This window comes from Sphingobium xenophagum, assembly GCF_002288285.1.
Taxonomy (GTDB): Bacteria; Pseudomonadota; Alphaproteobacteria; order Sphingomonadales; family Sphingomonadaceae; genus Sphingobium; species Sphingobium xenophagum.
Genome location: NZ_CP022745.1, coordinates 670,440 through 695,286 on the forward strand (window position 1 = coordinate 670,440; position 24,847 = coordinate 695,286).

A 24,847-nucleotide genomic window follows, 5' to 3' on the forward strand; every position below is an offset into this window, starting at 1 on the left:
CTGGCGATGCACTGGCGCAAGGGAGCATGGCGACCGCCCGTCGCGCCGATCGTGCGGTTCGGGGCGCTGGGGATCGCCTTTCTGCTGGGCATATGGGGTTTTTCCCAGGCCTGTGAACAGGCGGGCATCGCCTCTACCCTGCCGCAGGATGCACTTCGGTCGCTAGGGTTGGCCGTCGGCCATTTCCCGCAGGCGCTGGAGGACCGCGACCTGCCCGTCGCGCTGCATATCGCGCGCTGGGCGCTGCCGCTGCTGACTGTATGGTCCATGGCCGGGCTGGCGTGGACGCAGGTGCGCAATCCCTGGCGGCTGGCGCTTGTCCGGGCGCGCGGCGACCATCTGGTGATTTCCGGCGACGCCGATAGCGAACTGGCCGCGCGGGCGGCGCTCGGCGCGCTGGACGAAGGGCGGCGGGTGCTGCTGTGGCCACGCGATCGACGCGCCGGCTGGGTCCCCGACGCGATCGAAGCCGGGGCAGCGGAGGTCGAGCAGGCGGCGACGGACGAAAGCGTGCAGGCGCTGGCGCTGGACAAGGCGCGGGCGGCGATGCTGCTGAGCCGCGAGGCGCGGACCAACATCGCGCTGGCCGCCGTCCTGATGGCTGAGGCGGCGCGGGTACGCGCCGCCGGTGATCCGCTGGACGTCATCCTGCGCGTCGATGATCTGGACCTGCGACGCAGCGTCGAGCAGCGATTCGAGCAGGGCGACCGCAAGACTGCGCGGGTACGGATGGCGGCGCTGCCGGACATCGCCGCGCGACAGCTGGCGCTGGCCCGCCCGATCGACGCTTTTGCCCGCGCGGGACAGGCGGGGCGCGGGGTGCTGGTCATCGGCTTCACGCCGCTGATCGAACGCTATGTGCTTCGTACGCTGGCGGGCGGCCATTATCGCGATGGCGGAAAGCCGGGCTTTGTCATTCATCTGGCCGATGCGGCGAAGGCCGAAGCGGGTTTCCGCGCGCGCAATCCGGGCGCAGACACACTGTCGCCGCTGCGCTTTGTCGAGGCACGCGCCGACCCGACGGGAATTGGCGCGCTGATCGACCAGCATGTCGCGGCACATGGGGAACCCGTCGCGATCCTGATCGATGCGGGCGGCGACGATCGGACGCTGGCGATCGCGCTGGCGGTCGATGCACGCTATCGGACCGCTGCGCTGGTCGCGCCGCCGATCCATGTGCGCATGGATAGCGGGTATGACGCGCGGCTGGGCGCAGGAATATTGCCGTTCGGGGCACTGGCCAATCTGGCCGATCCCGACATGCTGTTGCAGGACCGGCATGACGTGCTGGCGCGGTCGATCCATGACTTCTATCTGGAGGGACGCTTTGCCGAAGGCGAGCGGATCGGCGTGCGCGCGTCGATGCAGGAGTGGGACGATCTGCCCGAATCCTTTCGCGACGATAACCGGCTGGTCGCTGACTGTTATAGCCTGAAGCTGCGCGACATCGGCGCGCGGCTGGTGGAAGGGAGCGGGCCGTCACTGGTGCTGACGCCCGACGAGCTGGAGGAATTGTCACGCGCCGAACATGATCGCTGGATGGCGGCCAAGCTGGTGCAGGGCTGGACATTCGGGGCGGTGCGCGACGATGCCAAGCGGCTGCACCCCGACATCATTCCCTATGACGAGTTGAGCGAGGCGATCAAGGATCTGGACCGGGAGCAGGTGCGGATCATGGCGCGGTTGCTGGGCGCGTCGGGGCGGCGGGCCTTGCGGGTGCTGCGCGTGGCCATCCTACCCGGCGGCGACGGCGCCTGCCCCGATCCGGGCGCGCTGCTGGCGACGCTGTACGCGCAATATCCCGACCGGGTGCCATTGTTCGCGGGCGATCTGGCCGATGGCTGGGCGCGCGCGATGATGGGCGCGCTGCATCAGCGGGGACATTTGGTCCAGTTGCTGCTGAACGCCCATGTTCAGGCGATCATCGACAGGCTGGACGGTGCGGATGCGCGGATGGCGGTAGCGCTGGTGCGCACGGCGGACAGCCTATACGCCACGACCGATCCGGGGGAGATGCCCGATGCGCAACTGGTCCTGACGCCCGGCCCGATCGAGGATGATCGCGCCGTGCAACTGGGCGGCGACGGCACGATCGTTCGGGCACCATGGGCACGTTGAGGGGCAGCCGCAAGATCGTCGCCGCGGTGGGCGCAGGACTGTGGCTGATCGGGCGCGCGGCGCGCGGCATGGCGCGGCGGCTGGTGGCGGGCGACCGGCTGGCGCAGCGACAACTGGCCGATAGCTTGCCGCTGCATGTGTGGCGCCCCTTGCGCACCCTGCTGCCGCTCGCCGCGCTGGCGGGGATGATCGCCGGGATCGGCGCGGCGCGGCTGCTGGCATTGTATAATGCGCAGATTCCGGTCCAGTCGGCGCTGGCCGAAACGCTGCTGCGCGACATCGTGCCGCTGCTGGTCGGGCTGTTCGCGTCGGGCAGCGTGTCGGTGGCGCTGTCATCGCGGCTGGGGGCAATGTCGCTCAACCGGGAAATTGACGCGCTGGAGGCGCTGGGGCGCGATCCTGTCGGCCATGCCCTGGGTCCAGCGCTGGTTGCGGTGCTGTTGTCGGTGCCGATCCATATGATGCTTGCCGGTCTGGCGGCGCTGGTCGGCTGTGCGCTGCCGCTGCGGTTGATAGCCAATATCGGCTGGGCGCAGTGGGCGGGCTTCGCCTTTTCCCATGAGGCGGCGGCCGCGATGCTGACCGGCATGGCCAAGGTGCTGGTCTATGCGCTGATCGCCTTTGGCGTGGGCGGCGCGGTGGGGGCAAGGCGCGTGCGGTCCCCCGCCGACATTGGCCGTCGCGCGACCACGGCCTTTACCGCCGGGTTGCTGGGAATTTTTGCCGCAGCGGTCCTGTGGACAGCCCTGGCATGAGCGAGATGCTGGCATTTGAGGGCGTCAGTCTGGTGCTGGGCGGCGCGCGGGTGCTGGACCGGATCGACCTGCACATCGGCGCAGGTGAGCGGGTCGCCATCGTGGGGGAGAGCGGCGCGGGCAAGGGCTGGCTGTTGCGGCTGGCGGTCGGGCTGGCGGAACCGGGCAGCGGCATGGTGCGGCTGATGGGGATCGCGCTGGACGAGGCGGATACCGACCAGCGCCGCTTGCTGCGCGCCCGATGCGGGTTGGCGATGCAGGGCGGGTCGTTGCTGGGCGACCTGACCGTCGAGGAGAATATGCGGCTGGCGCTGGGGCGCATGGGCGGACTCGACGCGCGAGCAAGGCGGCGGATCGACCGGCTGCTGCTGGAATATGGGCTGGAGCAGGCGGCGGGCATCCGCGCCGACATGCTGTCCATCGGCGAACGGCGACGGGCGGAACTGGCGCGGGCCTTCATGCGCGATCCGGACCTGTTGATTTTGGACGAGCCGTTCGAGGGCGCCTATGCGCGCGGCGCGGCGCTGGAGGAACAGGTGCGGCGGCGGACTGTGCCGCATGGTCGCGCGCTGCTGCTGCTGACACAGGATGCGGCGCTGGCGGAACGATTGTGCGAGCGGGTCTATCGGCTGGAGGCGGGGCGGTTGGTATGAGCCAAGCACTATGTGTTCCCGCGCAGGCGGGAACCCAGTTCAAAGGGTGGGACTGGGTTCCCGCCTGCGCGGGAACACATAATGTTGTTCAACAGGAAGCAGTAGTAACCCTGCCCGACACGGCGTCCTCGACAAAGGCCGCGACCGCCTGCTCGATTGCGCCCTGAAACGCGGCGGCGCGCGCCGTGCCTGCCGCCGAGGTGATCGGCTGGGTCGCGCAATAGCGGCCGGTCCAGACCGCCTTCCCCAGCGCCACTTGCGTCACGTCGAAGGCGATAACGGCTTGCGCTGCGCCCGCGCCGGTCACTTCCTCGAACCGGTCGAGCGTGGCGACGATTCGGCGGTCGGCAGCCAGCGACAGGTCCGGCCCGGTGACGGCGGCAAAGCGGGTGCGCAGCCCGGCGACCAGCGCGCGGGCAAGCGTGGTGGCGGGCGGTTCTTCCCAGAACAGGGTCGCGGCCTGGCGGATTTCGCCGGGCGTGGCGGCATCGACATAGGCATAGCGTGCTCCGCCGCTCAATCCCCGCGCCTGCACCGGGGCGACGGCGAGCGTGGGCGCGGGCTGGAGCGGGCCGACGGCAAAGCGCGGGGAGACCCGCATGGTGACGGGGGCGTCCCCGCCTTTCAGCGCAGCGCAGGCCGGGAGCGTGAGAAGCAGGAGGATCGAGGCGAGGCGGATCATTTCTTTCCTCCCGGCGGTGGCGGATCGGCGTAGCGCTGGCCCCGGATCGCAAAGGTCGGATCGCCCGCCAGCCGCTCGCTGAGATTTCCAAGGCTGGCACTGGTGCGTTCCAGATTGGCGCTGGTGGCGATCAGCGAGGCGGATGCCCCTTCGAGGATCATCCGTGCTTCGCTGGCGCTGCCCTTCCCTTCGGCCAGCAACCCGGCGATGCTGGTCTGGTTCTGCGCCACCATCGCCTGGGTTTCGCGCAATATGCCGTTGAGCGCAGCGACGTCGATTTCGGATGCGCGCCCGGTCGCCTTGCGGACATGGGAGAGGGTGAGCGCGATGTCACCCTGCCCCGGCCTGAAGCTGCGGTCGAGTTGGGTGCTGAGCGAGTTGAGCGCGGCCAGCGTTTCCGTCGCGTTGCGGGCGACCTTTGCCATATCGACCGCGCTGCCCGATCCGTCGCCCTGCAACATCGTGGACAGCCGCTGCGCCATGGCGTTGGCGGTGCGGGCGACGGCAGCGGCTTCGCCGATCGCGACCGATGCGGTTTCGAACAGGTCGGCAGGGCGGCGGCATCCGGCAATGGCGTCTGCGCGCTGTGGCCCGGCGACAGGATCACAGCCATAGGCACGGCGGGCAGTCGCGCATTGGGCAGTCGCGGTTTCCAGCGCGACCAGTTCGATGCGCGGGGCCGTCAGCGGATTGGCGGCGGCGACGGTGGCAAAGGCGCAGGGGGATGGCCGCCAGTCCTTCGCCACGCCCATATGGACCGCGAAGGTGCGGCTGGGGCCGTCCAGTTCGACCGAGCGGACCTGCCCGATCGGCGCGCCGCGAAAATAGACCTGCACGCCGGGGGAAACGCCCTCCACATCGTCGAGCGTCGTGGCGATCACCCGCTGGCGGAAGAAGGGATCGGGGATCAGCGCGAGGATCGCGACCAGCGCCACGGCGAGGATCGCGGCCCCGACGCCCCATCTGATCTGCGTTGCTGCGTCCGGCGTCATTCACCCCTCCCCCTGCCTGTGACAACAGCCCCGCGCGGGGCTGTTGTCAAGCGGGATCGGAAGCGCCGAAGCCGCCGCCGCCGGGGGTTTGGATGACGAATATGTCGCCTGCCCGCATGGCCGTGGTGGCGGTGGGGCCGAGCGGTTCGATGCCCCCGTCCGCCCGTTCGATCGCATTGCGGCCGGGACTGCCAGGCGCGCCGCCCGCAAGGCCGAAGGGCGGGACGGTGCGGCGGTTGGACAGGATGCCTGCGGTCATATCCTCCAGAAAGCGGATGCGGCGCAGCGCACCGTCGCCGCCGCGATGCACGCCCTGCCCGCCGGAGCCGGGCCGGATCGAAAATTCTTCCAGCAAGACCGGGAAGCGGGTTTCGAGGATTTCGGGATCGGTAAGGCGGCTGTTGGTCATATGGGTCTGGACCACCGGCGCGCCATCGAAGTCGGGGCCAGCGCCCGAACCCCCGGCGATGGTTTCATAATATTGGTGCCGGGCATTGCCGAAAGTGAGGTTGTTCATCGTCCCCTGTGCGCCCGCCATGACACCCAGGGCGCCAAACAGCGCGTCGGTGACGACCTGGCTGGTTTCGACATTGCCCGCGACCACGGCGGCGGGATGGCGGGGGCGGAGCATCGAGCCTTCAGGGACGATGATGGTGATGGGCTTCAAGCAGCCGTCATTCATCGGCACCGCTTCGTCGATCAGGGTGCGAACGACGTAGAGGACGGCGGCGCGGACGACCGAAGCAGGGGCGTTGAAATTGCCGGGAAGCTGGGCTGACGATCCGGTGAAATCGACCGTGGCCGATCCGGTGCCCTGATCAAGCTGAACAGTGACCTGAACAATCGCACCATTGTCCATCGCATAGGTGAAATGGCCGTCGGACAGGCGACCGATAAGGCGGCGGACCGCGGATTCGGCCTGATCCTGCACATGGCCCATATAGGCGGCGACAGTGGCCGCGCCATAATCGTTACTTATCCGTAACAATTCCTGACTGCCGCGTGCGCAGGCAGCGATCTGGGCCGTGAGATCGGCGATATTCTGGTCGATATTGCGCGCAGGCCATGGCCCCGACGCCAGCAGCGCGCGCATGTCGGCTTCGCAAAATGTGCCGCGATCGACCAGTAGCACATTGTCGAGGATGACGCCTTCTTCCTCGACCGACACGCTGCCGGGCGGCATCGATCCGGGGGTGATGCCGCCAATGTCGGCATGATGGCCGCGCGCCGCGACATAATAGGCCGGGGCGTCGCCGCCGACGAATACGGGCATGACCACGGTGACATCGGGCAGATGGGTGCCGCCATCATAGGGGGCGTTGAGAACATAGACGTCGCCCGGCTGCATCCCGCGCCCGTCGATCGGCGTCCCGTCCCGGCCGATGCCGCGCCGCGCCATGATCGTACGGATACTGTCGCCCATGCTGCCCAGATGGACGGGCATATGCGGGGCGTTGGCGACGAGATTGCCCGCCGCGTCGAACAGGGCGCAGGAGAAATCGAGCCGTTCGCGGATATTGACCGAAGAGGCGCTGTTCTGAAGCGCCGCGCCCATTTCCTCCGCAATAGCCATGAAGAGGCCGCCCATGACTTCAAGCCGGACGGGATCGACCGCGCTGGCGTCCCCGCTCTGCGGTGCTGGGCGCGGGGCATGGCGGGTGAGGATGAGATTGCCGATGGCGTCCAGCCGCGCGCGCCAGCCCGGTTCGACGGCGGTCGTGGACACAGGGTCGATGATGAGCGCCGGTCCGTCGATGATGCTGGCAAGGGCCAGGCCCGCCCGGTCGTGGACCGGCGCGGCTTCGCCAGCGTAATCGACATGGGCGAGCGGCGGTGCTGGTTGCGCGGCGATGGCGGCGATGTCGGTCATCGCTTCGCTCGCCCCGGCAATCGCCTCTACACGGGCCATGTCGATGAGGATGCGCCCCTGCCCGGCGAAACCGAAGCGGGCTTTATGCTGGGTCAGGAAATCCGCGCGCATGGTGTCGATGTCCGCCAGGGGCACGTCGAACAGGCTGTCGGTGCCGTCATAGCGCAGTCGCAGCAGCGTTTCGATCCGGTCGGCCTGGGGCAGGTCGGCGCGGGCGTCGGCGGCCAGGGCCGTCAGTGCATCATCGAGGTCCGCCATGGTCTGCGCGTCCAGCGGCAGCGCCAGCGTGCGTTCGCGCACCGCGCGACGATCGGCCAGGCCCATGCCATAGGCCGACAGCACCCCGCCCAGCGGATGGATCATCACCCGGTCCATGCCGAGCGCATCGGCGACCAGACAGGCATGTTGCCCCCCTGCCCCGCCAAAGCTGGCAAGCGTGTAGCGCGTCACGTCATGGCCCCGCGCGACCGAGATGCGCTTGATCGCATTGGCCATGCTGGCGACGGCGACGGCAATGAAGCCCTGAGCGGCGTCGCGCACGCTCAGGGTTTGGCCGGTTTCCGCCTGCACCTGCGCGCAGATGGCGGCGATGCGCGCCTGCGCCGCATCGGCATCGAGCGGCTGGTCGCCATTCGGGCCGAACAGGCTGGGAAAATGATCGGGCTGGATCTTGCCGAGCAGCAGGTTGCAGTCGGTGACGGTGAGCGGTCCGCCGCGCCGGTAGCAGGCCGGTCCCGGCACCGCGCCCGCCGATTCCGGCCCGACGCGGAAGCGGCCATCGACGAAGCTGCAGATCGATCCGCCGCCCGCCGCGATGGTGTGGATACGCATCATCGGCGCGCGCAGTCGCACACCGGCCACCTGTGCCTCATTGTCGCGCTCATAGGCACCGGCATAATGGGACACGTCGGTCGAGGTGCCGCCCATGTCGAAGCCGATCACCGCGCGAAAACCGGCCTGTTCCGCGGTCCGGGCCAGGCCGACGATGCCGCCCGCCGGGCCGGAGAGGATCGCGTCCTTGCCCCGGAACAGCATGCCGTCGATCAGGCCGCCGCTCGATTGCATGAACAGCATGTCGGCCCGATCGCCCAGCGCGTTGCGCAGCCCGTCGACATAGGCGCGCAGCACGGGCGAAAGATAGGCGTCGGCCAATGTGGTGTCGCCGCGCCCGATCAGCTTGATGAGCGGCGCGACGTCATGGCTGGTCGAAATCTGGGTAAAGCCGATTTCGGCGGCGATCGCTGCGATCGCCTGTTCGTGCGCGGGATAGCGATAGCCATGCATCAGCACGATGGCGATCGCGCGCAGGCCGCCGTCATAGGCCGATTGCAACGCCGCGCGGGCGGCGTCCCGGTCCAGCGCGGTCAGGACCGTGCCATCTGCCATGACCCGTTCGTCCATCTCCGCCACCTGCGCATGAAGCGGGTCGGGCAGGATGATGTGGCGCGCGAACAGGTCTGGCCGGTCCTGATAGCCGATGCGCAGCGCGTCGCGAAAACCGCGCGTGATGGCGAGCAGGGTCGGCTCGCCCTTGCGCTCCAGCAGGGCGTTGGTGGCGATGGTGGTGCCGATCCGCAAGCGACAGGGCGGGATCGGCCCTTCCCCTGCCCCCGTCAGTCGGCGCACCGCCTCTACCGCCGCGTCGACATAGCGTTCCGGGTCGCTGGACAGCAGTTTGGCGGTGTGCAGCCGCCCATCGGGGCCGCGCGCCACCACATCGGTGAAAGTACCGCCGCGATCGATCCAGAATTGCCATTGCATGGCGCGGGTGATGGCGCGATGCTGGCGCGATGGCAAGGCTTTGGGGATTGCACGCTTTGCATTGGGGCTTGCCCTGCGCGCTGCATTTAACCATGAAAGGCGCCATGCCTGCCATCCGCCCCGAACGGTCGATCATCCTGTTATTGCTTGCAATGCTGGTCGTCATGATGGCGGTAACGGGTACATTCTGGCTGTATCGCAGCCAGCAGGCGAGCGCCAATTGGGTCGCACATACGTTGCGGGTGGAAAGCCGGCTGTCGGCGATGATGGTGCAGGTCCAGGCGGCTGAAAGCAGCCAGCGCGGCTATTTGCTGACCGGACGGCCCGAATTTCTGGACAGCTATAATGGATTCGATCGCCAGTGGCGCAGGGATTTGGCGACGCTCAGCCAGGATGTGAGAGACAATCCCGTGCAGGCGCAAGCGGTCGACGGGCTGGATGATCTGATCGCGCGGCGCAGCGCCTATCTGGAACGAGCGATAGCCCGCAAGCGGGCGGGGCTTCCCATCGACCCCAGCATTTTTACGCGCGGCCAGATATTGATGGCGGGCATCCGGGCACGGATCGCCACGATGAAGGCGCGCGAGGAAGCGTTGTTGCGCGATCGCACGGCGAACAATGACCGGCTGAGCATTTTGGTGTCCGGCGGCCTTGCGGTCAGCGCTGCGCTGGCCATTCTGCTGGGCCTGATGGCGCTGCGCACCGCGCAGCGGCGCATGGGCGAAGCGGTCGCGCATGGGCGGGAACTGGAACAGGCCAACGAACGGCTGATCACCGAGGCGCAGGAGCGCGAGGCCGCCGAAGCGCAGTTGCGCCAGATGCAAAAGATGGAATCGATCGGCCAGCTGACGGGCGGCATCGCCCATGATTTCAACAATATGCTGGCGATCGTCATCGGTTCGCTCGACATGGCACGGCGGCGGCTGGGTGACGATGGCGACCCCCGCGTCATCAAGGGCATCGACAATGCGACCGAAGGGGCGCAGCGCGCCGCGCAGTTGACCGCGCGGCTGCTCGCTTTCTCGCGCCAGCAACCGCTCGACCCGCAACCGACCGACGTCAACAAGCTGGTCGGTGGCATGTCCGAACTGCTGCGCCGGACGATCGGTGAGGATGTGCGCGTGGAATCCGTGCTGGCAGGCGGCCTGTGGCGCGCGAGCATCGACGCCAACCAGCTGGAAAACGCTATCATCAACCTGTGCGTCAATGCCCGCGACGCGATGCCGGGCGGCGGCAAGCTGACGATCGAGACCGGCAACGCGCATCTGGACGATGCCTATGCCGCGACCCATGACGAGGTGACGCCGGGCCAATATGTGATGGTATCGGTCACCGACAGCGGCACCGGCATGCCGCCGGACGTGGTTGCGCGCGCGTTCGACCCTTTCTTTACGACCAAGGGCGTGGGCAAGGGCACCGGGCTGGGGCTGAGCCAGGTGTTCGGCTTCGTCAAACAGTCGCGCGGTCATGTGAAAATCTATTCGGAGCCCGGCCAGGGGACGATCATCAAAATCTACCTGCCGCGCCATTATGGGCCGGATGCGACCGGCAGCTATGTCGCCCCCCTGTCCGACAGCCTGCCCCGCGCACAGGGCGAGGAAATCATCCTGCTGGTCGAGGATGAAGAGCGGGTGCGGCATATGTCGGTCGATTCGCTGCGCGAACTGGGCTATACCGTGGTGCAGGCGTCGGACGGCGAACAGGCGTTGGCGATGCTCACGATCCAGCCGCACATCGACATGCTGTTTACCGACATCGTCATGCCGGGCATTAACGGCCGCATCTTGGCCGACCGAGCGCGCGAGGCACGGCCGGGGCTGAAAGTGCTCTACACCACCGGCTATACCCGCAACGCCATCGTCCATAACGGGATGCTGGACCCCGGCGTTTCCTTCCTGGCCAAACCGTTCACGCTGGACCAGCTGGCGGTCAAGGTACGGCAGGTGCTCGACGGCGAAGTCTGATCCGCCCACCAGTTGATCGAGATTGTGGACAGGGGGCAATTTAGAACATATCAGGAACGATATGGTCGCCCTTTCCACTCGTCAAAAGCTCGAAATCCTGGCCGACGCGGCCAAATATGATGCGTCCTGCGCATCATCGGGCACGGCGAAGCGGGATTCGCGCGGGGGCAAGGGAATCGGATCGACCGAGGGTATGGGGATATGCCATGCCTATGCGCCCGATGGCCGCTGTATCTCCCTGCTCAAGATATTGCTGACCAACAGCTGCATTTTCGATTGCCACTATTGCATCAACCGACGGTCGAGCGACGTCAGGCGGGCGCGCTTCACCGTGCAGGAGGTGGTCGACCTGACGCTCAGCTTCTACCGGCGCAACTATATCGAGGGGTTGTTCCTGTCTTCGGGGATCATCGCCTCTTCCGACTATACGATGGAGCAGATGGTCGCGGTAGCGCGCTGCCTGCGCGAAGAGCATGATTTCCGCGGCTATATTCACCTCAAGACCATACCCGATGCAGACCCCGAATTGGCGCATCAGGCCGGGCTGTTTGCCGACCGATTGTCGATCAATGTCGAATTGCCGACACAGGCGGGGCTGGAGCGGCTGGCGCCGGAAAAGGATGGCGTGCGGATCGAAGGCGCGATGGCGGGCATGCGCCATGCGATGGAGGATATGGGCGAGGCGCGGCGCAAATATCGTCATGCGCCGCGCTTTGCCCCCGCCGGGCAATCGACCCAGATGATCGTGGGGGCGGACGATGCCAGCGACAGCGCGATCATCACGCGCGCCAGCAGCCTGTATGACCGACACAGGTTGCGCCGGGTCTATTACAGCGCCTTTTCGCCAATCCCATCGCCCAGCGCCGTGCTGCCGCTCAGGCGACCGCCGCTGTTGCGCGAACATCGGCTCTACCAGTCGGACTGGATGATGCGCTTTTACGGCTATGGCGCGGAGGAGGTGGCGAGCGCGACCGATCCGGTGACGGGCTGCCTGCCGCTCGACATCGACCCCAAGCTGGCCTGGGCGCTGCGCCATCGCGACATTTTCCCCGTCGACGTCAACCGCGCCCCGCGCGAAATGCTGCTGCGCATACCCGGACTGGGGGTGAAGGCGGTCAACCGCATCCTCGCCAGTCGGCGTCACCGCCGGTTACGACTGGACGATGTCGCGCGACTGACGACATCGATCAAGAAGCTGCGCCCGTTTCTGATTGCCAGCGATTGGCGCCCCGTGCAGCTTTCCGATCAAGCGGACCTGCGCAGCCAGATGACCCCTGCCCCCGCACAACTTGATCTTTTTTCATGAAAATGACGCATTTTCCGGTTGATCGCAGGAATGGATCATGAAACTCTTGACACTCAGTCATCCAAGGGGGTCAGGGTCTTGGCGACAATGTTCGACGGTCATGCCATCGCCAGCCGGAAGGTCGGTTACGCAAAGCGGATCAGCACGCATCTCGCTGCGGCGCTGGTCACCTTCTGCCTGTTGCAGATTTTCATCGTTGCCAAGATGGGCGGATCGCTGGTGCTGCACCTGGGCATCATCGTCGCGATCGCGGGCTTTGCCGTTGCAGCGCGCGGTCTGGAAAGGCGCTGGCAGATGCTGGAGAGCAGCGACCTTTCGCGCAACGGGCTGGCGCTGCGGTTCCGCCGCGACCTGCTCCAGCTTTGGGCCGCCAGTCTGGTCGGCGCGATGCTGTGGATACCGGTGGCGATCATCTTCCGCTTCCTGTTCGGCTGACGCGGACCTTATTGCCGGTTTCGCCGTTCTCCTCCCGAACCCAAGAGGAGGATAGGTGATGGCCGACCGCACGATTTTCGACCGCCTGAAACAGGATCATGACGCGCATCGTCAGCTTTTCGCCAAGATGGCGGACGCGAAAGACGATTCCGACCGGCTGAAAAAACTGTTCGATCAGTTCAAGGTAGAGGTCAGCGCCCATGCGGCTGCAGAGGAAGAGACGCTCTATGCGACCATGCTGGCACGCCCGGACCTGCGCGAGGATGCGCAGCACAGCGTGTCCGAGCATAAGGAAATCGACGATTATCTGGAAGAGCTGGACGACCTGAAGTTCGATGGCGAAGCATGGCGCAAGAAATTCGCCAAGATGAAGGAACGCTACCTCCACCATATCGAGGAGGAGGAAGAAGAGATGTTCCCGAACGCCGCCAAGGATTTGACGGCTGACGAGGAAAAATCGCTGGCCGCCACCTTTGCCAAGCGCAAGCCCGCCGAACTGGCGCGCGCAGAGGCCGACAGCTAAAACGCCCATGTACCGCGCGTCGCTGGCCGCCCCGGATGATTTTGACGGATGGCGGGCAAAGGCGCGCGGCTTTGCGCTGGCCGGGGTCGATCCGGCCGACATCGTCTGGCAGGTCGGCGGGGATGATGGCGACCTGTTCGCCAGCGATGCGCCGCCGCCCGTTGCGGCTGAAGGCGCCTTCGGCGTGCCACGCGCCTTCGTCGATCTGGCCCAGAGCGCGATCCTGCATCGTGATCCCCAACGCTTCGCCCTGCTTTACGCGCTGCTGATGCAGTTGCGCGACCGGCCTGGCACGATGGAGGACAAGGCCGATCCGCTGCTGCGCCGGATCGAGGGACTGGCCAAGGCGGTGCGGCGCGACATCCACAAGATGCGCGCCTTCGTCCGCTTCCGGGCGCTGGAGGATGCGGATGGCACACGCTTTGTCGCCTGGTTCGAGCCGGAACAGCATATCGTACGCGCCAATGCGGGCTTCTTCGTGCGGCGCTTCGCGACGATGCGCTGGTCGATCCTAACGCCGGAATTGAGCATCCACTGGGATGGCGAGACGCTGTCCGAGGGACCGGGCGCAACGCGCGGCGATGCGCCGGGGGACGACCCGGTAGAGGATATATGGAAGGGCTATTATGCCGCCATCTTCAATCCGGCACGGTTGAAGGTCGGGGCGATGCTGTCCGAAATGCCGAAAAAATATTGGCGCAATCTGCCCGAAGCGGCGCTCATCCCGGCGCTGGTGGCGGGCGCGCAGGCACGCGAGGCGACGATGATCGGAACAGCCCCTTTACCTGAAAAACGGCCCGGCAACGCCATGGCGGCCTGGACCGCGCTGCGCGAGGAAGCGCGCGGCTGCACCCGCTGCCCGCTCCATGGCCCCGCGACCCAGACGGTGTTTGGCGAAGGGCCGGTCGATGCGCCCCTGTTCTTCATTGGCGAGCAACCGGGCGATCGGGAGGATCTGGCCGGGCGGCCCTTTGTCGGCCCGGCGGGGCAATTGTTCGACGCCGCGCTGGCGGAGGCCGGGGTGGATCGGGCGCGGGCCTATGTCACCAATGCGGTCAAGCATTTCAAGTTCGAGCCGCGTGGCAAACGCCGCATCCACCAGACCCCGCAGGCGGGCGAGGTGCAGGCGTGCCGGTGGTGGCTGGAACAGGAACTGGCGCTGGTGCGCCCGCGCGTGATCGTGGCGCTGGGCGCAACCGCGGCGCGCGCCCTGCTGGGCAAGGCGGTGACGATCGGCAAGCTACGCGGCACGGCGATCCCGCTGGCGGACGGCGCGGAAGGCTGGATCACGGTGCATCCGAGCTATTTGCTGCGGCTACCGGATGCGGCGAAAGCGGCGGAGGAGCGGGCGCGGTTTGTCGAGGAACTGCGCGTCGTGGGAGAGCGGGTGCGGGGGTTGGGGTGAGGGTGGGTGGGTTCCGGAATGTTTGCTTCCCAGCCCGCCGGCGCAGAAACGGACGTTTTGTGAGGCCGGTCAGCATTTTGTGTAGTCGGTTACCGAATAGTCTCCATTTGCTATCTAACATCGTTCGGGCAACACAGTGGACTGGTTATGAAGCACATTAAATTATCAGCGATTACTGGGTTTACGCTCGTATTTTCACCCCCGAGTTACGCCTGCACGGTGGCTTCACCCCCATTCGATCCCGCCCGCGCCAACTACGACGTTGTGTTGATCGGTAAGGTCACGAACGACGTGGCCGCGTCCGGATTTGCCCTAGCAACTCTGCGTGTCCAACAGGTAGTCTCCGGGCAGTTTCCCTATCCAACTTATCCGCTAAATTATCATGTTTATGACGGCCGGGGCATGTGCTCACCTCCCGGACCATATCTGAAAAAAGGCCAAACGGTGACCGTGTATCTATCGAAGCCAAGGCCAACCAGTATGACCTCCAAGGCTGCCCCAAATGCCCGCTTCTACCCGCAGGGATGGCAGATCAGGTCAGTTGGAAAGTGACGAAACCGCACTTTTTGGGAAATCGACGTCTGCTTCTGAGCATTACGCATTCTTGAATAAGCGACCGACTTTTTGTCGTTAGCGAACGCCCCCCTCTTCCAACTGCGCCTAACCGCACTGCGTGCGGTAAGGCTTCATATCCTTCTCCCGGCGGGGAGAAGGGCACGCGCCTCTACACCAGCCCCAGTTTTGCCAGTTCCCCCAGCAGTGCGGCGGGCATCGCTGCAGTTGCATCTTCTTCCCCTTCGCCCAGGTCGCGCGGAGCATCCTCCTGCGCCAGATAGCGCCAGCCCTGATGGGCGCGCTTTGGCATGGGATGGACCGGGATCAGCGTCGGCGCGATGCGGATCCAGTGGCGGCCCTGGCCGGTTTCGGCGAAGCCAAGGATCGGGCTGCGGCCGACGATGCGGTGGCCGTGAATCCAGTAGAGCGAACCGCCTGCCATTTCCTCGACCCGCTTGGGCAGATAGCGGGTGGTCAGCCGCGCTTCATCGGCGTGGCTTTCCAGCCAGGCTTTCAGGCTGGCGGGGCTTTCGCTCTGGAAGGCGATCTTGGTGATGTGCAGCGGCATGGCGGCGATCTGGGGACGCGCGCGTCGCGGTTCAACGCAGGAACAAGGTCGCCAGCCCCAGGAAGCTCAAAAAGCCCAGCGAATCGGTCATCATCGTCACGAACACGGCGGACGACACGGCGGGATCGACATTATTGCGTTCCAGCGTGATCGGCACCAGCACGCCTGCCAGCCCCGCGACCAGATTATTGGTCAGGATCGCCGCGCCGAACACCAGCGACAGGTCGATCCGCCCGTAGATGATGTAGGAGCCGATGCCGATCAGCGTCCCCAGCGCCGCGCCATTGGTCGCGGCAATGCGGAATTCCCGGCCGATCATCCGCACCGTGTTGGAACTGGTCAGCTGATTGGTGGCAAGCGCGCGCACGACCACGGCCAGCGTCTGCGTCCCCGCATTGCCGCCCATGCCCGATACGATGCCCATCAGCGCCGCCAGCATCGCGAAGCGCGCGATCGTCCCTTCAAACAGGCCGACGACCGAAGCGGCGAGCATGGCGGTGCCAAGGTTGACGACCAGCCAGATCAGGCGCGCGCGCACGGTCATCAATATCGGTTCGTTGATGTCGCCCTCGCCCGCGCCCGACAGGCGCAGAATATCCTCGCCCGCTTCTTCGGAAATGATGTGGACGACGTCATCGACGGTGATCATGCCGACCAGCCGCCCGCTGCCGTCGACCACGGCGGCGGAGATGAGCGCATATTTCTGGAAGCGCAACGCGACTTCCTCCTGATCCATGTCGACCGGGATCAGCGTCTGTTCGCGCTTCATCAGGTCGGCCATGGCGACGCTGCGCGGGCAGGTGAGAATCCAGCTGAGCTGGCAATAGCCGATCGGCCGGTGCATGGCGTCGACGACATAGATTTCCCAGAAATCGGTCGTCAGGTCGCCATTGTCGCGCAGATAGTCGATCACCTGACCCACGGTCATATGTTCGGGCACCGCGACCAGATCGCGCTGCATCAGCCGGCCGGCGGACTCCTCCGGGTAGGACAAAGCGCTTTCGATCGCAGCGCGATCTTCCGGGTCGAGCGCCTCAAGGACGGCCTGCTGGTCGGCCTCCTCCATATCCTCGATCATGGCGACGGCGTCGTCGGTATCGAGTTCGGAGGCGAATTCGGCGACCTGTTCGGGCGCCAGATCACCGATCAGATCGTCGCGGACATAGTCATTGAGTTCGGACAGGACTTCCGCGCCGACCAGGTCGCCCAGCGCCGTGGCCAGCTCGCCGCGCCGGTCGGCCGGGGTGAGTTCGAGAAGGTCGGCAATGTCGGCGGGATGGAGCGGCGAAACGAGGTCGCGCGCACGTTCGGCCTCGCCTTCCTCCACCGCATCCAGCACGGCGGAGACGAATTCGGGCTTTAGCCGGTCATCCTCATCATGGCGCGATTCAGCCGCAGCGGCGATCGCTTCCTCTGCATCATCCCCGTCCAACAGGGGCTGGGCTATGTCGCCGCGCTCGCTCATGGCGCCCCCTACTGTCCGGTTCCTGTTGCATTCCGATCCTTTCGCCCATGCACAATATAATTGCAATGGCGCAGACGGGCCAGAAGCCCAAAACACGGGCTTCCATCGTGACTTACAGCCTCTATATGGGTGCCAGCACTACCCCATCCCCCAAAGAGAGGATTTTTCATGGCCGACGATACCCTGACCCTTAGCCTCGACAGTGGCGGCGACGTCGTCATCAAGCTGCGGCCCGACCTGGCGCCCGGCCATGTCGCGCGCATCGTGGAAAACGCCAAGGAAGGCTTTTACGACGGCGTCGTGTTTCACCGCGTCATCCCCGGCTTCATGGCGCAGGGCGGCGACCCGACCGGCACCGGCATGGGCGGTCATCCCGACAAGCCGGACCTGAAGGCCGAATTCAGCCGCGAAAAGCATCTGCGCGGCGTCTGCTCGATGGCGCGTTCGTCCAACCCGAACAGCGCCAACAGCCAGTTCTTCATCTGCTTCGACGATGCGACCTTCCTGGACGGCCAATATACCGTCTGGGGCGAAGTGACGTCGGGCATGGAGCATGTCGACGCGCTGCCCAAGGGCGAGCCGCCGCGCACGCCCGGCAAGATCGTCAAGGCAAGCGTCGCCTGACTTTGCTGAATGAAAAGCCCGCCTCCAGACATTGGAGGCGGGCTTTTTTTATGGATGCGATCACAGGCTTCGCTCCGTCGAGGAACGAGCGGCCCGCGCGAGCATCATGAATCAGCGCTTCGCCGCCATCCCGTCGGTTGGGGAAACGGACTGTGTCGCCTGCGCCGAATTATCGGCTGCGTCGACAGTTGGCGGGGTATAAGGCCCGAAACTTTCGATATGCCAGCGGCGCTGTTCAGCGGTCGATCCGGGGACGTCATTCACCCGGCGCAATATGGCCTGCCGCAGCGCGTACCAGGGTTTGCCATTGGCCGCGAGCCTGCCGTAAATCTGCACCGGCACGCTGACGTAGAGCGATCCTGCCGCACCCTCCGGCTCGGTCGGCGCGCCGATATTGGCGTGGATTTCGCTAAAGCCACGGAAGCGCGCGACGAAATGCGCGTCGTCCTGCTGGCCGATCGCACCGGTCGGATTCCACAAATCCTGTGCGTCCTCGAACCGTTTTTCCTCCAGCAGCGCGAAATAGCCCTGCACCACCTGCGCCGCCCCCTGGCCGCTGCCGGGGTCGATCGCCCCTTCTTCCAGCGGCGTACGGTCGTCGGGCAAGCCGCCCGGCGTGCCCGGCGCTGGCGGGTTGAGCGGTTCCATGACCGCCATCGCCTCAGCGCGGACATTATTTTCCACCTGGGTCGCATTGGCGCCATTGGCGAGATTGTCGATCGCACTCTCCTCCCGCCCGTCACAGGCCGCGACGAACAGGAGGGGGAGCAGCATGATAGCCTTTACCGAACCCCGCATCAGTCAGGACGTTCCTGCCGCGAGGCGCCGGGCGCGCGCGAGCGAACGGCGCGTTCTGACGGTGCCGGACGGGTACCCCAATTACGTTGCGGACGAGGCTGGTTCATTTGCGGGCGGCCCTGCGGCTGGCGCAGACCCGGCTGCGGGGTCGGGCGCACGGCATCATTGCCGCGCCAGTTGCCGCGACCGCGCGGACTGTCCGTGCCCTGCGAAGGGCGGGGACGATTGGTCCAGTTACCAGTGCCCGGCGTGCCCGGCGTGCCCGGCTGGCCATCGCGGCCCTGCCAGCGGCCATCGCGCCCGTCACGATCCCGCCCGCGCCACTGACCATAACGTCGGTCGTCGCGCCGGTCATCGCGCCGCTCGGCACGGCGGCCTTCCCAATAGCGGCGCTGGCGGTCGTTCCAGCGCTGGCGGCGGCCATTGCGGTCGTAAACATAATAGCCGGTGCCGGGATAATAGAAATTGTCATACCATCCATTGTAGAAGCCGGGCTGATAATAGCCAGTCGGGCCATAATAGCCATCGCCATAATAGCCGCCACCGCCATAATAGCCGGTGCCGACACTCACGCCGCCATAACCATAGCCATCGTCATAGGCGCAGCCGCCCAGTGCCAGCGCGCCTGCCAGTCCGATCACGGCCAGAATCCGATGTCGGAAGCCCGTCATCGTCTTTCTCCTCTTTCCCATCTGATGATGACGTAACGCCCGGCGGTTGAATTGGTTGTGAATGGATTTGGCAGGGCAGCCGAGTGCTTATCGCAGGTTCAGATAAGTGGCATTTCGTTCATCGGGGTGACAGAAAGCGTGTTTTTTCCGCCACATAATCGTCTTTTGCGCGATATTTATAATCCGTTCAGGAAACCTTCGGGCAAGGCCGGCCATTTATCCCGCGTCGCCTGAGCCGCTTGTAGCGCTCATTCATGCGACCCGGCGGGTCCACACCGTCGCACCAATCCACAACAGAAAAGGGTCATACCCATGAAGACACTGCTTTTGACGGCAGTTGCTGCCGCGTCCTTCGTTCCCGCCGCCATGGCGCAGGATCAGGCTGGTTCCCCCAGCCGCATCGAGCCCTATGTCGGCGTGATGGGCGGTGTGCATAATTTCGATAGCGAAACCGGCAAGGAAGGCATTCCTCCGGTCGGCTATAAGGGCCGGATGGTCGAAGGCGTCGCTGGCGTGAACTATAATGTCGCTGGCCCGCTGGTCGTCGGCGTCGAAGGGTCCGCGTCCAAGGGCGTTTCGGGCGACATCGACTGGGAATATGGCGCAGCTGGCCGGGTCGGCGTGAAGGCGGGCAAGGACAGCCTGATTTTCGGCAAGGTCGGTTACAAGTGGGTCAATTTCGACGCGCTTGGCCCCGATAGCCCGGATTTCCATGGCACCACCTATGGCGCGGGCGTCGAGCTGTCGGCGGCTGATATGGGCGGTTCGGCCGCCAGCAGCAACATCCGTTTCCGGGTGCAGGCAGACACGCTGGGCAATTTCCGGTCGATCCGTCCGATGGCGGGTGTCGTCGCGAAATTCTAAAGGATCGGGCGGTCTGTAACGGCCCGCCCCACCAGCCGATCCCCGCTCAGGCTTCGCCCTGATCAGGGACTGGGTCCGGAACGGCGCATTGGACTGCCGCCGTTCCGGATTTCCATTTCATCCGCTGTTGCGCAGGGCCGTCGCGACGGCGTTGATCGACAATTCGATACCTTCCTTGATCCGCGGATCATCCTCGCCCGCGCGGTGGCGCTTCAACAGTTCGACCTGAAGCAGGTTGAGCGGTTCGATATAAGGCAGTCGGAGCCGGATGGACGTTTCCAGCGTCGGATTCTTTTCCAGCAGACGGCTCTGCCCGGTTGCGGCCATCAGCCCGTCATGGGTCAATGCCCAGCCTTCACGGATACGGCCAAACAGCCGTTCGGCCATCGCCTGATCCTCGACCAGCGGCAGATAGCGCGCCGCAATGCCCAGATCCGATTTGGCCAGCACCATTTCCAGATTGCCCATGGCCGACTTCAGGAAAGACCAGCTTTGCGCCATGTCGGCGAGCAGCGCCTTGTCCTCGAAGGCTGCGATCGCATGGCCAACGCCATACCAGCCCGGCAGCATGACGCGCGCCTGCGCCCAACTGAACACCCAGGGGATGGCGCGCAAATCCTCGATCCGGTCGCTTTTGGTGCGGCTGGCGGGGCGGGAGCCGATCTTGAGGCCCGCAATCTCCTGAATCGGGGTTAGCTGCCGGAAGAATTCCTTGAAGCCGTCCGTCCCGTAGACCAGATCGCGATAGGCATTGAAGGCGTTTTGCGACAGTTCGTCCATGGCGCCTGCAAAACGCGCTGCGTCCTTGTCCGAAATGCCTTCGGGTTCCAGACTGGCGAGCAGGGTCGCGCTCGTCATCGCCTCCAAATTGGTCATGGCGACGTCGCGCGATCCGAATTTGGCGGCGATCATCTCCCCCTGTTCGGTGATGCGGATGCGCCCCTGCACGGTGCCGCGCGGCTGAGCCTGGATCGCGGCGAAGGCGGAACCACCGCCGCGCCCGACCGCGCCGCCACGCCCATGGAACAGCTGCATTGCCGCGCTGGCTTCGGCAAAGACCGGCTCCAGCGCCTTGCTTGCCTTGAACAGGCTCCAGGTCGATGTGATGTAGCCACCATCCTTGTTGCTGTCCGAATAGCCGATCATCACTTCCTGATGGCCGCGCTGCTTCACGACGCCAGCTATTTCGGGCAGGCCGAAATAGGCCGACATGATCTGCGGCGCAGCTTCCAGATCGGCGATGGTTTCAAACAGCGGAATCGACATGATCGACGCCTGGGGCGGCGAACCTTCTACGCCGGCGCGCCACAGGCCGGCTTCCTTGAGCAGGATGTTGACCTCCAGCAGGTCCGACACGCTTTCCGCCTTGGAAATGATATAATGGGTGATGCAGGCGGGGCCATAGATGCGGTGCGCTTCGGCGGCGGCATGGACGATCGCCAGTTCCGACGCGGTTTCCTCCGAATAGTCGGAAAAGCGCGACCCCAGCGGGCGGTTATTGGCCAGTTCCCGGCGCAGCAGCGCGATACGGGCATATTCGTCGAGCGCGGCATAGTCCGGCTCGACCCCCGCTACCTTCAGCAGTTCCGCAACGACGCGCTGATGCACGTCGCTATTCTGACGCATGTCGAGCGTGGCAAGATGGAAGCCGAAGGTTTCGACCGCACGGATCAGACGGCCAAGCGCGCCCCCGGTCGCCAGCGCGCCATTGCCCTCGCTCGCCAGCCCTTGGGCCACGGTGACGAGATCGCGGCGGAAATCGGCGGGGCTGGCATAGGCCTGCCCTTTCAGGCTGGAGGGACGCGGAGGCTGATCCCCGGTCAACGCCACATAGGTGGCGACGAGCCGGGCGTAGATGCCCGAAATGGCGCGGCGATAGGGTTCGTCCTGCCGACTGGGCGACTCGTCTCCGCTGGCGTCGGCAATATCCAGCACCGCCTGCGGCACATGGGCGAGTTCGGTAGACAGCGAGAGTTCCGCGCCTAGCGCATGCAGCGCATCGAGATAATAAGCGAGCGCCGCCTGCGCCCCCCGCTTGAGCGCGAATTCCAGTTGGGGCGCCTGCACGAAGGGATTGCCGTCGCGGTCGCCGCCGATCCAGCTGCCGACCCGCAGGAAGCTTTGCGGGCGCGCGCCCAGCACCCGCTCCCACCGCGTATAAAGGGCGGGCAGGACAGGCAGGAATATGTCGCGGAAATAGGTGAGCACATTGTCGATCTCGTCCGCGACGAACAGTTTTTCACGGCGCAGCGGACGGGTTTGCCACAGCAGGGCGATCTGGCGAAAAATCGCCTCATCCAGATTTTCGCCGTGAGCCGTTTCCTGGCGACCCGCATCCTTGAGCAGCATCAGATCGGCAATGCGATTCTTGTGATCGATCATGCTCTTGCGCCGCACCTCGGTCGGGTGGGCGGTGAGAACGGGGACGATCAGCGAATGCGCCAGCAGCCCCAGAACCGCGTCACGATCAATTCCGTGCGAATCGAGCCGGGCGATCGCCGACGCCACATCGGCCCCTGGGTCCGCCGCGACCCCCTGCCGGTCCTCGGCCAGATTGGCGAGCATCGAAAACAGCATGAAGCCGCGGGTGAAGTTGAGCGTGTCGTCGAGGCTGAGCGCGTCCAGCCCGGTATCGACAAGGTCCGCGCCCTGTATGCCGCGCGCCCGATCGACCGAGGCGGAGCGGATATATTCGGTCTGGCGATAGAGGCTATCCCCGCCATAGGCGCGAATCACATCGCCCAGCAGGCGCCCCAGATAGCGGATGTCGGGGTTCTGCGTGATCGCAGGAGCGGACGGTGATGAGGAGAGAGTCGCCATGGAAACGATGCTGCATTGCAACAGTAAAAGGGTCAAGCATTTCCCATCGTTTGCGCTGCGCGATTCAAGCCGCCTTCAGCGCCTCGATCAGCCGGCCGAATTCTGCCTGCACCTGTTCCACCCCCTGTCGTACGGCCGCGCCCTGGGCACGGGTGGCAGCGGCGGCCTGCGCCGAATGCCGCAGGGCATGGGAAATCGCGTCGACCGCCTGATTGGTGGCGCCCGCATCCAGCGCGACCGAACGGGAAACGCGCTGAATATCCTCAACCGAAGCAAGCTGTTGCTGGGCGGATGAGGCCGCCGCACCGATCGTTTCGACCAGACTGGCGAGGACCGTATCGACCGAGCCGACAAGCGCGAAGGTCTGTTCCGCCGCCTGTTCGATCCCATCCGCGCGCGCCTGAATCTCCCGCGTGGTCTGGGCCGTCTGGGCCGCCAGCGCCTTGACTTCGTTGGCGACGACCACAAAGCCGCGCCCCGCCTCTCCGGCGCGGGCCGCCTCGATCGTGGCGTTGAGCGCCAGCAGGTTGGTCTGGCCGGTAATCTCCGCGATCAGCTTCGTCGCTTCGTTGACACTGCCGACATGGCGACGCAGATTATCATTGGCGTGGTGGGCGGCGGCCGACTGTCCGCTGGCGCTCGCCGCCGATTCGCGGATGTCATAGGCAGTGCCGGTGAAAGCCCCGATCGATGCCGTCAGATCGTCAATGGTCGCGGCGATCGCCTGGGCCGATCCGGCGGTATCGCGCGCGCGCGCCGTCACGGTATCGACGTGCCGCTGCTGCTCGTCGATCGTGCGCATCGTATCGTCGGCGCTATGTTCCAGCGCGGCAGCCGTTTCGAACAGCTGCGTCACCAGCAGGGCCATGGACCGTTCCAGCGCTTCGGCTATCACGCGACCGTTGCGCCGCAATTCTTCCTGATGTCGCCGTTCCTCCGCCGCGACCTGATCGGCGCTGGCGGCCAACGCCTGCCGGGCCGCTTCAGCCTGCACCAGCGCCTTGCTGGCCTGTTCGGCGGCGGAGCGCGCTTCACTTTCCGCATCGCGCGACAGCTGGACCTGCTTGCGCAAGGCCCGATGCGCCGCCATCAGACGCCATGCCAGCCAGCCAGACATGGCCAGGAATGTCAGGACGATGATGGCGACGGCGGGCATGATCTGGCGCAACGCCTTCGCCCCCGACGATGATCGGCGCCATTCCACCTGCCCCAGCACCCGCCCAGTGACATCCTTGACCCGAATACCGTTTTCGGTGTCGCCGGTGGTGCCGACATTCCAGCGCAGCGGCAATTGATTGGTGCGGCTCATGTCGGCCAGCAATTTGGCGTCGATCGGTTTGGTCAGCACCAGATAACGCACATCCCCGGACGGCAAGTGAGCGACGTCTTTCCACGGCGTGATCGCGCGGACGCCCAGGATCGCCGCCTGACCCTGCAACCGCACGAAGCGGACAACGGCCTTGCGCTCGTCCAGCGCGGCGCGGTGACTCTGCGGCAGCGCCGTCATCAGTTCATGCAGTACCGGCAGGTCCAGCGCCTGGTCCAGCGGCAGGCGGCGCGCGCGCCGGGGCAATTCGCTGCCCGCCGCCGACCAGATCGTCCGTCCACGGACGTCAAGTACGTAGGAATCGGCCACTTCCGTCGCCAGATTGCTTTCGGCCCATTGCCTGTCGAAATCGCCATAGACATGGCCCACCGCATCGTCCCAGCGCGCCGACGCCATGACAGCATCCCCCACCGCGGCCCGCTCACGCAGCAACGCGCCATTGACGACGCGATGCAGATAGGCGTCGGCATTGCGTTCGATCTGGGCACTGAGCAGGCCAAGGAGAATGGCCGTGCCGATCAAGGCCAGCATTATGACGCCGCCAAGCGGCACCATCGTATCCCCCAGATTGTTGCTACCCGCCAGCAATGCACGTTTGCGCATCATGTCGCGGACACGAACGAGGAGGGGATTCTTAACCATCCTCCCCGGTTAATGGGCACAGGTTGAAAATTGGTGAGCAAGTTCTTGC

The 24,847-nt window shown here is 65.5% G+C and carries 19 protein-coding genes; 10 read left to right on the forward strand and 9 right to left on the reverse strand.

Annotated features, from left to right (window positions below; genetic code table 11):
* Nucleotides 1-6: 6 nt before the first annotated feature.
* Genes CJD35_RS03325 through CJD35_RS03335 form a run of 3 tightly spaced genes read left to right on the forward strand, consistent with a single transcriptional unit; the run spans nt 7 to nt 3,526 of the window.
* On the forward strand, nt 7-2,118 hold the full coding sequence (locus CJD35_RS03325; RefSeq protein ID WP_017181949.1) for a RyR domain-containing protein: 2,112 nt from the start codon (nt 7-9) through the stop codon (nt 2,116-2,118).
* On the forward strand, nt 2,106-2,873 hold the full coding sequence (locus CJD35_RS03330; RefSeq protein ID WP_017181950.1) for an ABC transporter permease: 768 nt from the start codon (nt 2,106-2,108) through the stop codon (nt 2,871-2,873). The genes CJD35_RS03325 and CJD35_RS03330 overlap by 13 nt, the downstream gene beginning before the upstream one ends.
* Nucleotides 2,870-3,526, forward strand: coding sequence for an ATP-binding cassette domain-containing protein (locus CJD35_RS03335; protein ID WP_017181951.1), 657 nt, complete (start codon nt 2,870-2,872; stop codon nt 3,524-3,526). The genes CJD35_RS03330 and CJD35_RS03335 overlap by 4 nt, the downstream gene beginning before the upstream one ends.
* An 88-nt stretch (nt 3,527-3,614) precedes the next feature.
* Here the strand turns inward: CJD35_RS03335 and CJD35_RS03340 are convergent, their stop codons facing one another.
* Genes CJD35_RS03340 through CJD35_RS03350 form a run of 3 tightly spaced genes read right to left on the reverse strand, consistent with a single transcriptional unit; the run spans nt 3,615 to nt 8,831 of the window.
* On the reverse strand, nt 3,615-4,208 hold the full coding sequence (locus CJD35_RS03340; RefSeq protein WP_017181952.1) for an ABC-type transport auxiliary lipoprotein family protein: 594 nt from the start codon (nt 4,206-4,208) through the stop codon (nt 3,615-3,617).
* Nucleotides 4,205-5,200 (reverse strand): MlaD family protein, encoded by a 996-nt coding sequence (locus CJD35_RS03345; protein WP_017181953.1) that lies wholly within the window; start codon nt 5,198-5,200, stop codon nt 4,205-4,207. The genes CJD35_RS03340 and CJD35_RS03345 overlap by 4 nt, the downstream gene beginning before the upstream one ends.
* A 46-nt stretch (nt 5,201-5,246) precedes the next feature.
* Nucleotides 5,247-8,831, reverse strand: coding sequence for a hydantoinase B/oxoprolinase family protein (locus tag CJD35_RS03350; protein WP_026002190.1), 3,585 nt, complete (start codon nt 8,829-8,831; stop codon nt 5,247-5,249).
* 104 nt (nt 8,832-8,935) lie between these two features.
* Here CJD35_RS03350 and CJD35_RS03355 point away from each other — a divergent pair, with 104 nt between their 5' ends.
* The 5 genes from CJD35_RS03355 to CJD35_RS03375 all read left to right on the forward strand — a co-directional run bounded on the left by CJD35_RS03355 (nt 8,936) and on the right by CJD35_RS03375 (nt 14,464).
* Nucleotides 8,936-10,795, forward strand: a complete 1,860-nt coding sequence (locus tag CJD35_RS03355; protein WP_017181955.1) for a CHASE3 domain-containing protein — start codon at nt 8,936-8,938, stop codon at nt 10,793-10,795.
* 61 nt (nt 10,796-10,856) lie between these two features.
* A complete protein-coding gene (locus tag CJD35_RS03360) occupies nt 10,857-12,101 on the forward strand; it encodes a putative DNA modification/repair radical SAM protein (protein WP_017181956.1) in 1,245 nt (414 codons plus the stop codon).
* A 78-nt stretch (nt 12,102-12,179) separates the two neighbouring features.
* A complete protein-coding gene (locus tag CJD35_RS03365; protein ID WP_026002191.1) occupies nt 12,180-12,536 on the forward strand; it encodes a hypothetical protein in 357 nt (118 codons plus the stop codon).
* Nucleotides 12,537-12,594: 58 nt separating this feature from the next.
* Nucleotides 12,595-13,059 carry a hemerythrin domain-containing protein gene (locus CJD35_RS03370; RefSeq protein WP_017181958.1) on the forward strand — a complete coding sequence of 155 codons (465 nt, stop codon included), beginning with the start codon at nt 12,595-12,597 and terminating at the stop codon, nt 13,057-13,059.
* Between the two features lie 7 nt (nt 13,060-13,066).
* On the forward strand, nt 13,067-14,464 hold the full coding sequence (locus CJD35_RS03375; RefSeq protein ID WP_017181959.1) for a UdgX family uracil-DNA binding protein: 1,398 nt from the start codon (nt 13,067-13,069) through the stop codon (nt 14,462-14,464).
* 724 nt (nt 14,465-15,188) lie between these two features.
* Here the strand turns inward: CJD35_RS03375 and CJD35_RS03380 are convergent.
* The gene (locus CJD35_RS03380; protein ID WP_017181960.1) at nt 15,189-15,587 is read right to left on the reverse strand and encodes a DUF1489 family protein; all 399 of its coding nucleotides are present in this window, start codon (nt 15,585-15,587) and stop codon (nt 15,189-15,191) included.
* Between the two features lie 31 nt (nt 15,588-15,618).
* Nucleotides 15,619-17,052 carry a magnesium transporter gene (gene mgtE, locus CJD35_RS03385; protein ID WP_017181961.1) on the reverse strand — a complete coding sequence of 478 codons (1,434 nt, stop codon included), beginning with the start codon at nt 17,050-17,052 and terminating at the stop codon, nt 15,619-15,621.
* A gap of 168 nt (nt 17,053-17,220) precedes the next feature.
* Between mgtE and CJD35_RS03390 the strand changes: the two genes are divergently transcribed.
* Nucleotides 17,221-17,676, forward strand: coding sequence for a peptidylprolyl isomerase (locus tag CJD35_RS03390; RefSeq protein WP_017181962.1), 456 nt, complete (start codon nt 17,221-17,223; stop codon nt 17,674-17,676).
* A 111-nt stretch (nt 17,677-17,787) separates the two neighbouring features.
* Here CJD35_RS03390 and CJD35_RS03395 read toward each other — a convergent pair whose 3' ends face one another.
* The gene (locus tag CJD35_RS03395) at nt 17,788-18,474 is read right to left on the reverse strand and encodes a hypothetical protein (protein ID WP_026002192.1); all 687 of its coding nucleotides are present in this window, start codon (nt 18,472-18,474) and stop codon (nt 17,788-17,790) included.
* Nucleotides 18,474-19,145: a hypothetical protein gene (locus CJD35_RS03400; protein ID WP_017181964.1), complete on the reverse strand. Its 672-nt coding sequence runs from the start codon at nt 19,143-19,145 to the stop codon at nt 18,474-18,476. The genes CJD35_RS03395 and CJD35_RS03400 overlap by 1 nt, the downstream gene beginning before the upstream one ends.
* Before the next feature lie 312 nt (nt 19,146-19,457).
* On the opposite strand from CJD35_RS03400, the gene CJD35_RS03405 reads away from it, so the two are divergent.
* Complete coding sequence (locus tag CJD35_RS03405) at nt 19,458-20,009, forward strand: outer membrane protein (protein WP_017181965.1); 552 nt, start codon at nt 19,458-19,460, stop codon at nt 20,007-20,009.
* A 117-nt stretch (nt 20,010-20,126) separates the two neighbouring features.
* Here CJD35_RS03405 and ppc read toward each other — a convergent pair whose 3' ends face one another.
* Together ppc and CJD35_RS03415 are read right to left on the reverse strand one after the other, a co-directional pair.
* Nucleotides 20,127-22,829, reverse strand: a complete 2,703-nt coding sequence (ppc, locus tag CJD35_RS03410; RefSeq protein WP_017181966.1) for a phosphoenolpyruvate carboxylase — start codon at nt 22,827-22,829, stop codon at nt 20,127-20,129.
* Nucleotides 22,830-22,893: 64 nt separating this feature from the next.
* The gene (locus CJD35_RS03415; protein ID WP_017181967.1) at nt 22,894-24,762 is read right to left on the reverse strand and encodes a methyl-accepting chemotaxis protein; all 1,869 of its coding nucleotides are present in this window, start codon (nt 24,760-24,762) and stop codon (nt 22,894-22,896) included.
* Nucleotides 24,763-24,847: the final 85 nt, after the last annotated feature.

Excerpts from the sequence above, each read along its gene's own strand:
- CJD35_RS03325 (WP_017181949.1), top strand. The coding sequence starts at position 7 with ATGCACTGGCGCAAGGGAGCATGGCGACCGCCCGTCGCGCCGATCGTG.
- CJD35_RS03330 (WP_017181950.1), top strand. The coding sequence starts at position 2,106 with ATGGGCACGTTGAGGGGCAGCCGCAAGATCGTCGCCGCGGTGGGCGCA.
- CJD35_RS03335 (WP_017181951.1), top strand. The coding sequence starts at position 2,870 with ATGAGCGAGATGCTGGCATTTGAGGGCGTCAGTCTGGTGCTGGGCGGC.
- CJD35_RS03340 (WP_017181952.1), bottom strand. The coding sequence starts at position 4,208 with ATGATCCGCCTCGCCTCGATCCTCCTGCTTCTCACGCTCCCGGCCTGC.
- CJD35_RS03345 (WP_017181953.1), bottom strand. The coding sequence starts at position 5,200 with ATGACGCCGGACGCAGCAACGCAGATCAGATGGGGCGTCGGGGCCGCG.
- CJD35_RS03350 (WP_026002190.1), bottom strand. The coding sequence starts at position 8,831 with ATGCAATGGCAATTCTGGATCGATCGCGGCGGTACTTTCACCGATGTG.
- CJD35_RS03355 (WP_017181955.1), top strand. The coding sequence starts at position 8,936 with ATGCCTGCCATCCGCCCCGAACGGTCGATCATCCTGTTATTGCTTGCA.
- CJD35_RS03360 (WP_017181956.1), top strand. The coding sequence starts at position 10,857 with ATGGTCGCCCTTTCCACTCGTCAAAAGCTCGAAATCCTGGCCGACGCG.
- CJD35_RS03370 (WP_017181958.1), top strand. The coding sequence starts at position 12,595 with ATGGCCGACCGCACGATTTTCGACCGCCTGAAACAGGATCATGACGCG.
- CJD35_RS03375 (WP_017181959.1), top strand. The coding sequence starts at position 13,067 with ATGTACCGCGCGTCGCTGGCCGCCCCGGATGATTTTGACGGATGGCGG.
- CJD35_RS03380 (WP_017181960.1), bottom strand. The coding sequence starts at position 15,587 with ATGCCGCTGCACATCACCAAGATCGCCTTCCAGAGCGAAAGCCCCGCC.
- mgtE (WP_017181961.1), bottom strand. The coding sequence starts at position 17,052 with ATGAGCGAGCGCGGCGACATAGCCCAGCCCCTGTTGGACGGGGATGAT.
- CJD35_RS03390 (WP_017181962.1), top strand. The coding sequence starts at position 17,221 with ATGGCCGACGATACCCTGACCCTTAGCCTCGACAGTGGCGGCGACGTC.
- CJD35_RS03395 (WP_026002192.1), bottom strand. The coding sequence starts at position 18,474 with ATGCGGGGTTCGGTAAAGGCTATCATGCTGCTCCCCCTCCTGTTCGTC.
- CJD35_RS03400 (WP_017181964.1), bottom strand. The coding sequence starts at position 19,145 with ATGACGGGCTTCCGACATCGGATTCTGGCCGTGATCGGACTGGCAGGC.
- CJD35_RS03405 (WP_017181965.1), top strand. The coding sequence starts at position 19,458 with ATGAAGACACTGCTTTTGACGGCAGTTGCTGCCGCGTCCTTCGTTCCC.
- ppc (WP_017181966.1), bottom strand. The coding sequence starts at position 22,829 with ATGGCGACTCTCTCCTCATCACCGTCCGCTCCTGCGATCACGCAGAAC.
- CJD35_RS03415 (WP_017181967.1), bottom strand. The coding sequence starts at position 24,762 with ATGATGCGCAAACGTGCATTGCTGGCGGGTAGCAACAATCTGGGGGAT.